This is a genomic window from Mariniflexile sp. (assembly GCF_041583155.1).
Lineage (GTDB): Bacteria > Bacteroidota > Bacteroidia > Flavobacteriales > Flavobacteriaceae > Mariniflexile.
Genome location: NZ_JBFHGK010000078.1, coordinates 1 through 9,229, shown reverse-complemented (window position 1 = coordinate 9,229; position 9,229 = coordinate 1). Strand labels below are relative to the sequence as shown.

The following is a 9,229-nucleotide window of genomic DNA, read 5'->3' as shown; positions in this document are numbered from 1 at the left end:
GGAGACAAGATTATAGCAGTTAATGGAGAACCAATAACCTATTATACCGATTTAACGTATCAGATTAAAAACAACGCTAATAGCGCACTAAACGTAGAAGTTGAGCGAAATAATGAAGTTAAAAACTTAAGCATTACGCAAAATGAAGATAAAACGATAGGCATAGCTGTAAAAGCAACCGATAAAGATTATATTAAAATAAGTAATAGAGAATATTCAATCGCTGAAAGTATCACGGGAGGAATAAGCCAGGGATATTGGGAAGTAAAAGATTATTTAGCTCAGTTTCAATATATTTTTACCAAAAAAGGCGCAGCGCAAATTGGTGGTTTTGCGGCTATAGGAAACATGTTTCCTGCAACTTGGAACTGGCATGCCTTTTGGTATTTAACAGCCTTTTTATCTATTATGTTGGCTGTTTTAAACCTGTTGCCTATACCTGCTTTAGATGGCGGACATGTAATGTTTTTACTATACGAAATAGTATCAGGAAGAAAACCAGGAGATAAGTTTATGGAGTATGCACAAATGGTTGGATTCTTTATACTAATAGCCTTGGTTTTGTTCGCAAATGGTAACGATATCTTTAAAGCAATTTTTAATTAAATTTTTTTTAAAAAATGTTTGCAGTAATTAAAAAGATATATATATTTGCGCTCGCTTAGGCGAAAAGATAACACTCCTCCTTAGCTCAGTTGGTTAGAGCATTTGACTGTTAATCAAAGGGTCCTTGGTTCGAGCCCAAGAGGGGGAGCAAGTTAACAAGAAAAAGACTTACATTTACATGTAGGTCTTTTTTAGTTTTATACGGTATCTACAAGGGATTTGATGTATTGTCTACATTAATTGCATTTTCTTCTAAATGACAACTTGCCAAGTTTTTTGTTGTAAAAAAGACACCCATTTGGACACCCATCCATTTTTAAAAGACACCCATTAATCAAAAAATTAAAAACAATGAAAATCAATATATTATTTATAATTAATAAGCAAAAAGTTAATTCTAAAGGACTTTGTGCGTTAATGTGTAGACTTACATATAATAAAACTAGAAAAAACTTTAGTACAGGACAATTTGTAAACCCTAAAAACTGGGATAGTAAAAAACAAATAGTCAAGCCACCAGAACCTGATTTAGAAACCGTAAACAATCAACTAAGCCTTATTAAAACAAAACTTAATAAGGCTTTTTTATTGCTTCAAGTTAAGGAAGAGGTGTTTACCTTAGAAGACATTTACAGCCTCTATTTAGGTAAGAAAACGCAAAAGGAATATAATGTAGAGGAGTATTTTGAAATGTATTTAAACAAGCTTAAAACACTCATTGGTATTGATATTAAACAAGTAACTTGGAATAAGTTTGATTATGTTAAAACAGATATTAAAACCTTCATAAAATGGAAGTTTAAAGTTAATGATATGCCTTTAAAAAAGTTGGAAGCTAATTTTTTAACAGAACTGGAATACTATTTAAAGGTGAAAAAAAAGAAGTTAAAGCAAGTAACTATTAACAAAAAAATCCAACGTTTCAGAAGGGTTATAAAGGTAGCTGTTGCAGAAAACTTTTTAGAAAAAGACCCATTTATACTTTACAAAACCAAAACAGTTAAAATAGAGGTTGTATTTCTGACTCCAGAAGAGCTGAAAAAGTTAGAAGAACACGAGTTTACTCAACCTAGATTACAATTTGTAAAAGACTTATTTGTATTCTGCTGTTATACAGGGTTGCCATATAGAGAGTTAATGGACTTAAAGTATTCTAATATTATTATAGGTTTTGATGGTAACAGATGGATTAAGATGAAGCGTGAAAAAACATCTAAAGCCTTATCAATACCGTTGCTCCCTAAGGCACTTGAAATTATAGAACGCCATAGTAGTAGTGGAAAGTACGTGTTTGCTAGAATAAGTAATCAGCGATATAACTCCTATTTAAAAGAAATTGCTGTTATTATTGGAATTGATAAAAACTTCACTACTCACATGGCTAGAAGGACTTTTGCCTCTACTGTATTACTTTATAATGATGTGCCGATGGAGATTGTAAGTGAACTTTTGGGACATAGTAATATGAAGATAACGCAGGAAAGCTATGGGAAAGTGGTTCAGAAGAAAGTTAGCTTGGAAATGGAGAAATTGAAGGGAAGTAGTTAGCTTTAGTCAATCATGGTTTTTAATACAAAAAAACCAAAACTTAAGTAGGTTAAATTTTGGTAGATTTGGGTTAAATCAAAAAGTAATTTAAATTTATGGTAGATTTGGGTCATTTAATTTGATGAGACAAATATGCGGATATTTTTTATAAAAACAGATTAAAAGCATATAAAAACGCTGAAACACATAAAACTTTAACAAAATAACACTTTATATGTAATTATACTTACATTTTAAAGGCAAAAATATTCTTTTAAAAACTTGATTTTATTTATTAAGTTAGGTATTGAACTAAATAGACGCAGTAACTTGAAAATCACATAAAAGACATTTACTGAAAAGTAGTTCATAAAAATTAGCTTGGAGGTGGACAGGAGAAAAAGTAATTGACAATTCCCTTTATTAGACAGTTGGACAATTATTTAAGCATTTTGACTAAAAATTTTATTTATTATAGTTTGATATAATTACATTTCAACTACCATAACATAAGTAGGTTAAGTTCATGGTAGATTTGGGGCAAAAAAGGTGAACATCTGTTCACCTTTTTTATTAAATAATAATCTTAAATTTAAATAACAAAGTAAAGTTTTTTTTAGATTAATAGCAGACTTAAGAAGTAGTATTACTTAAATATATAAACTAAACAAGATAGCTATGGAAAGAAAGTTATTTTGGAAATTGGCAGGTTGAAGGAAAGTTATATTAAGTAATTTTTATTTGTTACAAAATCTTATAAGCCTTATCTTTTAAACATAAAGTTTAACCAAAATAAAATCTAAAAAAATATGGAAGGATATTGTGTAAAATGTAAAGACAAAAAAAGAGATAAAAGGTGCTGCTGAAGTTACTATGAAAAATGGTAGAAAAGCAATGAAAGGCAAATGCCCAACTTGTGGAACAGGAATGTTTAGAATCTTAGGTAAAGCTTAGTATTGCGATGAATAGATTGAAGGGGAGTAATTAACTTCCCTTTTTCTTATTTTGAAAACATTTTAACTATCCAAAGAATTAAATAAAGTCCAATTCCAAATCCAAAGAATAATACTGACACAACAAAGGCAATACGGATATGAGATGTTTTCCAACCTAATTTACCGCTTAGCCATTCTGAAACTCCTAAAATCATATTTATTTCATTAAGTATAGTTCAAATATAAACAATTAAGGTTGTTTATGATGTAGAGCATAACACCATAATAGAAGTAAAGAGTTTTAAATATGGGCATAGTCTTGATAAGTATTCTGCAAAGTTCTAAATGTTTTAAATAAACGATATAACGAACTTTCAAAAACCTAATTGTACCAATTAAACAAAAATAATAAACAAAAAAAACCTCAACTATCTAATTAACAGACCATACAGGGAATTTAAAACCTGAACTTTTATTAAAAGAAATAATGCGTTTTTCTGATTGATATTAAATTGAATGTTCTCGCTTATGAGCGCTTATTAGTGGGAATAATTTAAAAGTACGTTGGTATCTGTCACACGCATTTATTAAAAACAAAAAAAAGAGAATAAGTCCATTAACTGGCAATCCTCTTTTTTTGGCTATTAACCATCGAATTTTACTGTGCGAATTTAAATAACCCAATTTGGTTAAAACATGACTTTTGTTAGGTTTTAAACCTATTAATTTTCATAAGAGAAAACAATACCATTATACATAAACGGAATTTTTTTTTTGTTATATTTAATAAATTGGAATATGATTACAAGAAATTCGAGCCTTAACAATATAAACCGTACTGGTATATTGCCGAAAATTTGAGGTTGGGGTTTATTATAGTTGTTATTGGTATGGTATGGAGTTTATAAACTAATAGAGTTAATTTGAAATAATGACACTATACGAGTTTAACAGATTAGAACTAAATGAACGTATGGAGGCCGTAAATCAATACGGTACTTTCTTAGTTAACTACATTACTAAAGATATTCATATTAACTGTTATGCTATAGATGAGTTCTTTGTTGAAGTTGTTTATGGTGCAGAAAATAACACCATAACTGAAGTAAGAAGTTTTAAATACGGATTGGAATTAGACAAATATAGCGTTCATATCAAGGTACCCTTCAAAAGGCCGTAAATAACTTGTCAAAGTTATCGAGGTCAAGTTGCCAACTTTTTTTTGGAAATTAGAGTGGTCTGCTATTATAAATTTATTAATTCAAAAAAATGAGATAATCGTATTTCTCTAGCATCACAGATTTTTTGAAGTGTTTTAACGGGTATTCTGTAACCATCTTCTTGAAGAATCTTTCTAACAGTCTTTTCATCAATATTATGGTCAAGAGCAAAACTCCGATTGGATTTGCTTGCATTAATCCACTCCAAAGCAATGTAATTACATATCCTTTTGTTTACATCAACCATGTAACAAAAGAATAGATTGCCGCAGAATTAAATGCGGACGTAAGGTCGCAATATTGATATTTTAATTAACTTTAGGGCAAATAAAATAGTCCCAAACTGAGGATTTCCGTAATGAGAAGTGAATCCCTATAAACATATTTGTACTATGGGAAAGTGCATCTAAAATTAATAATTAGCCTCCCCAAGGCTGAACTTAACAAAACTTAATATTATGAAAAACAGTAAATTTTTATTAGCATTATTAATCTCTGTCAGTATGCTGTCATGTAGTAGTGATGATAGTGATTCAAATAATTCAAACTTTAAATTTAACCCGCCATCTTGGATTCAAGGGGTTTGGTTCGAAGAAAACTCTCAAAGTGGTTTGAAGTTCACATCTGACGATATAATACGACTAACATTGGATGCAAATAATAGCATAATTAAAGAAGACAGTAGAAAACAATACTGGTCACTTTTTGAAGGGCCTTATACAATTGAATCAAGTTCAAGTAACACTTATAAATCAGAAGTTCATCTTGCAAGCGAAATTTCTGGAACTGGTGGAAAGGACTTTTATGAATTTCAAAAAACTTCTGAGAACTCCATGACAATGGGAACTACAGTAACTTGGATAAAACAATAAACAAGATTTTATAAACATAATAAAATAGTGATATGAATAATCTAAGAATGATGCTAGAGGAGAAAATGGAAAACAAAGTCATCGAAGTTTGTAATAGCAATCCGATGATGGGAACACCCTTAGCTAGTTTAGCTGTAATGGAAGCAATTATGGTGGTTTCAGAAAATTACAAGAAAAGTATGTTAGAAGGAATTGAACAACTTGGTCTAAATGAGATGGAAGTCATTGAGTTAATTGAAGATGTAAAAAAGAAAGTTTATAATAATTTAATTGAACATTAATTTAAGGTGTGTTATGAAATTACAATATGAATATCCAAATTACCAGCAAGCTGTTTCATTCATTATTGACGATAAAAACCCTGTTTTGGCTTGTAACGATAGTAAGCAGCTATGCTATTTTATTCCTTTAAAGAACTTTGAAAAAGGATTTGATTATTATGCTTTAAATAGAACTAATGATGGCGATGTTTACTTTAGTATTGAAACACTCTTAGGGCTAAAAACTATTGCTAGAACAAGTTCTAATTATATTAAAGGTGACTTGACAAAGACTGAATGGATTGATGTCATCTATAATACTACTATGGTTCATTTCAATAAAGAAGAGTATGTTGCTTTAAAACACGGGTATGTAAAAAAGGATTCTGGTGGTTGTGCAACGTCTATTTTATTAATTATGGTACTTTCACTTTTTATTTCACTAGTGCTTTACTAATCTTAAATTGAAAGAAGAAAGTAACAACAATGGATGTGCTATCATAGGCATAATTGCTTTTTTATTATGTCTATGGGGATTTACAGGGATGATGGACGGGCATAGCTTTGGTGATGGTATTGGAAATAGTATAAAAGCATTAGGAATAATAGTAGTTGGTGGATTAGCCATATATGGCTTTATAAAACTAAATGATAAGTAGCCTCCTAAAAGAAATAAAAACTCATTAAAACTCATTTAAGGCACATGCATTACGTTAAAAAATAATAATTTATTAATAATAAAGAATAACTGCGCGGTAAAAACTAGATTTCAAATTAGTACTATTTATCAAAAGGGTATTCATCTCTAAATTTATGGACATATTTTAAATTTTAGGTTTACTCTATATAAAGAAAACTATAAAATATGTCCATTATTTGACAGGTGCTAGTTAACGGAATAGTAGAGATGAAAAAGTTAAACCTACTATAACTCCAAACACAATTTTTACTTCTACTATCCCGATTATTTGGCAACATCAACTAAATTTTATTTTTTTAAATTTTTTTTTGAAAAGTGTTTTCATAGTCGAACACAACATAATACCATAGACGCCCCCTCCCTCTTTTGAAAACTGGGCACTTGGGGCACTACAATTCATATCATGAAGTTTTTAAAAAGGCATGTTTAATTAGTCCAAAAACATTTCCAATCTTACCTTCCCGCTAACTCATAAAAAAACCAAAACTTCACGCTCAACTCTTTTTATGTTTTGAGAGTAATCAGTTTACTTTCAGGCTAAATGTTGTGCCTACCAAACAGCTTAATTTAAATCATTTGAAATTATGGACAAATCTAAAGTTCTTTCAAATCAGCCTCTAGTTAAGGCACACCCTGTTACAGGCGCTCTTGTAACTTATTTTGAAAATTCTAAAGGAGAAACCTTTGGGAAAATTCGTGTAGACCAACGTGCTCCAGTAATTAATAATGGATTCATGTCCTTTGCAAACAGATCAGCTTTTATAACTCTTAATGAATTAGATGCGAAGGCTATGGAGACAATTATTGTTGAGGACGCACCTTATCCTATTGAAGGAAAAGTAGTTGTTACTGAAAGCTTAGAGCCATTTTATGAATCACAAGAGCCTAAGCGCAAAGGTGCAGACGGTGATATTATCACTCACTTAGGTGCGCCTGTTTATCGTGAAACCAATTATGTTTTTGACCTTGAGGCTAAAGACACTTTGTTAGTTTCAGATCGTGACGGTGTCACTACAGCAACAGGATCACTTACTGAATTTTCAGAACAAGTAATTGAAGATGAATTGGTGATGTAATCCCCAAAACACTTTTTCGAGTTAGGACTTATACAATCAATGTGTAGGTCCTTTTTTATTTATTCAAATTTAAAATACGAATTATGCAGTTAAGAAAATCCGAAAGGAAACAAGCAAAAATTAAATTGGCATTACAAGGTAGTGCTGGAAGTGGTAAAACTTATTCAAGTTTACTACTCGCAAAAGGACTGACAAATGGAGATTTTTCAAAAGTAGCCATTATAGATACAGAAAATAGAAGTGCTGATTTGTATGCGCACCTTGGAAGCTATAATGTATTATCAATTGATGCACCATATTCTCCAGAAAAGTATATTGAAGCTATTGACATTTGTCTTGAAGCTAATATGAATGTTATAATTATTGATAGCCTAAGCCATTGCTGGGACTACTTGTTAGATGTGCATAGTAATATGCCTGGAAATAGTTTTACTAATTGGGGAAAAATAACTCCTCGTCAAAATGCTTTTGTAAACAAGATACTTCAATCCAATGTTCACATAATAAGTACCATGCGTGTAAAACAGGATTATGTACTTAATCAAAAAAACGGCAAGTTTGTGCCTGAAAAAGTAGGCTTAAAGGCAATCCAAAGAAATGATCTAGATTACGAGTTTACAATAGTTTTTGATGTTGATATAGCTCACCAAGTATTAGCTTCAAAAGACAGAACTGGACTATTTATTGATAAGCCAGAATTTATTATAAATACAAGTACCGGAAGGAAGATACGTGAATGGTGTGAAAATGGTACCGGAACAGAACAAGAAAAACTTGCAACAATAGCAAAGGAGATTTTTGCATGTACCACAATCAGTGGATTGCACCATATTTATAAGAAGTACCCTGACTATCAAACTAAAATTAAGGATACCATTCTTTTAAGGAAAACTGCTATTGAAAATGTAGCATCTCAGGTTATACCAAACACAGAAATTATAGAACAATCAAAAAACAATAAAAATGGAATTGACAATAGTAAATAACAATATTGATAATCAGGTAATTTCAGAACAAGAAGTTACCATATCAAAAGGTAGCTTCATCGAAGCAAACACAGAACAAGTGACACTAGATCACCTAAAAAAAGAGTGCATTATACCAGTTTATAGTGATAATGAATCATCTATTTCGCATGCTCAATTCATTGATGCAACCAATGAGGTAGCTCAAGCTAATTTTTCAGGAACTAAAATATTACAACCTAATATCAGAATTTCACATGTGATTAAAGGCAGGGTGCCTTCTGCTATTGGAAAAGCTGTAAAGGAGTTAAGACCAGAGGAAAAAACTATTTATTACCAAAGATGCGCCTTCATGTTCGAGCTGCCAAGTTTGACAGAAAATGTGAATAATAATAGACTGTCCCTAACCATTGGAGGAGTAAGAGCTCTTAATCAGGAGAATTTGTACAGCAAAAGAAACTTAGAGAAATTTAAGGTTTTTATTGGCTTCAAAAATTTAATTTGCACCAACCTTTGCATAAGCACGGATGGGCTTAACGCAGATATCAGAGTGAGCAGTGTAACAGAGTTGAAAGATAAAATCAATGAGTTAATACAGCAATTTGATAAAGAAAGGTTTCTTGGTAATATGGAGCGTATGTCCAAATTTCATTTAGATGAATTACAGTTCGCTCATACTATTGGTAAAATGCGTATGTACACCCATTTAAATAAGGAAGAAAAAGTTGGCAAGTTGGCACTTGGATTGAATGATAATCAAATTGGGACAGTAGTGAAGAACTACTATGAGGATGAGAATTTTAATAGGAATGAAGATGGCTCCATTAATCTATGGCATTTGTATAACAATTTTACAGAAGCAAATAAGTCTAGCTACATCGATAGCAATCTAGAGCGTAACGCCAATGCCTTTGAGTTTGTTTCAGGGCTAGCTAATTCAATGCAAAATCAAACTGAAAACTGGTTCTTAAACTAGTTATAGCTATTTCGTTAAATTTTAATTTATGAAATGGATAAACAAGACTTGGCAGAGCAGCTTAAATATAGTAGCTCAGAATGGCTCTATAT

At 31.0% G+C, this 9,229-nt stretch carries 11 protein-coding genes, 1 tRNA gene and 1 pseudogene; 12 read left to right on the top strand and 1 reads right to left on the bottom strand.

From position 1 onward, the window contains the following. The 4 genes and pseudogenes from ABYI63_RS16710 to ABYI63_RS16695 form a co-directional block, all read left to right on the top strand. The coding region (locus ABYI63_RS16710) for a site-2 protease family protein (RefSeq protein WP_372758003.1) at window positions 1-606 on the top strand (606 nt) is incomplete at its 5' end. 74 nt (window positions 607-680) lie between these two features. Then, window positions 681-754 (top strand) — tRNA-Asn (locus ABYI63_RS16705). A 203-nt stretch (window positions 755-957) separates the two neighbouring features. Continuing rightward, window positions 958-2,154 carry a tyrosine-type recombinase/integrase gene (locus ABYI63_RS16700; protein WP_372758002.1) on the top strand — a complete coding sequence of 399 codons (1,197 nt, stop codon included), beginning with the start codon at window positions 958-960 and terminating at the stop codon, window positions 2,152-2,154. An 825-nt stretch (window positions 2,155-2,979) separates the two neighbouring features. Continuing rightward, window positions 2,980-3,087, top strand: a pseudogene (locus tag ABYI63_RS16695) (DUF5679 domain-containing protein); the annotation flags it as partial. A 46-nt stretch (window positions 3,088-3,133) separates the two neighbouring features. On the opposite strand, the gene ABYI63_RS16690 reads toward ABYI63_RS16695, so the two are convergent. Further along, complete coding sequence (locus tag ABYI63_RS16690; protein WP_372758001.1) at window positions 3,134-3,283, bottom strand: PspC domain-containing protein; 150 nt, start codon at window positions 3,281-3,283, stop codon at window positions 3,134-3,136. A gap of 716 nt (window positions 3,284-3,999) precedes the next feature. On the opposite strand from ABYI63_RS16690, the gene ABYI63_RS16685 reads away from it, so the two are divergent. From ABYI63_RS16685 to ABYI63_RS16650, 8 genes are all read left to right on the top strand, one after another. Beyond that, window positions 4,000-4,248, top strand: coding sequence for a hypothetical protein (locus ABYI63_RS16685; RefSeq protein WP_372758000.1), 249 nt, complete (start codon window positions 4,000-4,002; stop codon window positions 4,246-4,248). A gap of 498 nt (window positions 4,249-4,746) precedes the next feature. Continuing rightward, window positions 4,747-5,160 (top strand): hypothetical protein, encoded by a 414-nt coding sequence (locus tag ABYI63_RS16680; RefSeq protein WP_372757999.1) that lies wholly within the window; start codon window positions 4,747-4,749, stop codon window positions 5,158-5,160. A 47-nt stretch (window positions 5,161-5,207) separates the two neighbouring features. Next, window positions 5,208-5,441: a hypothetical protein gene (locus ABYI63_RS16675; RefSeq protein WP_372757998.1), complete on the top strand. Its 234-nt coding sequence runs from the start codon at window positions 5,208-5,210 to the stop codon at window positions 5,439-5,441. A gap of 13 nt (window positions 5,442-5,454) precedes the next feature. After that, window positions 5,455-5,877 (top strand): hypothetical protein, encoded by a 423-nt coding sequence (locus ABYI63_RS16670; protein ID WP_372757997.1) that lies wholly within the window; start codon window positions 5,455-5,457, stop codon window positions 5,875-5,877. Window positions 5,878-5,884: 7 nt separating this feature from the next. Beyond that, window positions 5,885-6,079 (top strand): hypothetical protein, encoded by a 195-nt coding sequence (locus ABYI63_RS16665; RefSeq protein ID WP_372757996.1) that lies wholly within the window; start codon window positions 5,885-5,887, stop codon window positions 6,077-6,079. A gap of 625 nt (window positions 6,080-6,704) precedes the next feature. Next, window positions 6,705-7,196, top strand: a complete 492-nt coding sequence (locus tag ABYI63_RS16660; protein WP_372757995.1) for a hypothetical protein — start codon at window positions 6,705-6,707, stop codon at window positions 7,194-7,196. 83 nt (window positions 7,197-7,279) lie between these two features. Continuing rightward, window positions 7,280-8,182: an AAA family ATPase gene (locus ABYI63_RS16655; RefSeq protein ID WP_372757994.1), complete on the top strand. Its 903-nt coding sequence runs from the start codon at window positions 7,280-7,282 to the stop codon at window positions 8,180-8,182. Continuing rightward, complete coding sequence (locus ABYI63_RS16650; protein WP_372757993.1) at window positions 8,160-9,137, top strand: DUF3871 family protein; 978 nt, start codon at window positions 8,160-8,162, stop codon at window positions 9,135-9,137. Before ABYI63_RS16655 ends, ABYI63_RS16650 begins: the two co-directional genes overlap by 23 nt. Window positions 9,138-9,229: the final 92 nt, after the last annotated feature.

Bases quoted from the DNA above. Each gene is read 5' to 3' on its own strand.
- ABYI63_RS16675 (WP_372757998.1), top strand. From the start codon at position 5,208: ATGATGCTAGAGGAGAAAATGGAAAACAAAGTCATCGAAGTTTGTAAT.
- ABYI63_RS16650 (WP_372757993.1), top strand. From the start codon at position 8,160: ATGGAATTGACAATAGTAAATAACAATATTGATAATCAGGTAATTTCA.
- ABYI63_RS16660 (WP_372757995.1), top strand. From the start codon at position 6,705: ATGGACAAATCTAAAGTTCTTTCAAATCAGCCTCTAGTTAAGGCACAC.
- ABYI63_RS16700 (WP_372758002.1), top strand. From the start codon at position 958: ATGAAAATCAATATATTATTTATAATTAATAAGCAAAAAGTTAATTCT.
- ABYI63_RS16690 (WP_372758001.1), bottom strand. From the start codon at position 3,283: ATGATTTTAGGAGTTTCAGAATGGCTAAGCGGTAAATTAGGTTGGAAA.
- ABYI63_RS16685 (WP_372758000.1), top strand. From the start codon at position 4,000: ATGACACTATACGAGTTTAACAGATTAGAACTAAATGAACGTATGGAG.
- ABYI63_RS16680 (WP_372757999.1), top strand. From the start codon at position 4,747: ATGAAAAACAGTAAATTTTTATTAGCATTATTAATCTCTGTCAGTATG.
- ABYI63_RS16655 (WP_372757994.1), top strand. From the start codon at position 7,280: ATGCAGTTAAGAAAATCCGAAAGGAAACAAGCAAAAATTAAATTGGCA.
- ABYI63_RS16670 (WP_372757997.1), top strand. From the start codon at position 5,455: ATGAAATTACAATATGAATATCCAAATTACCAGCAAGCTGTTTCATTC.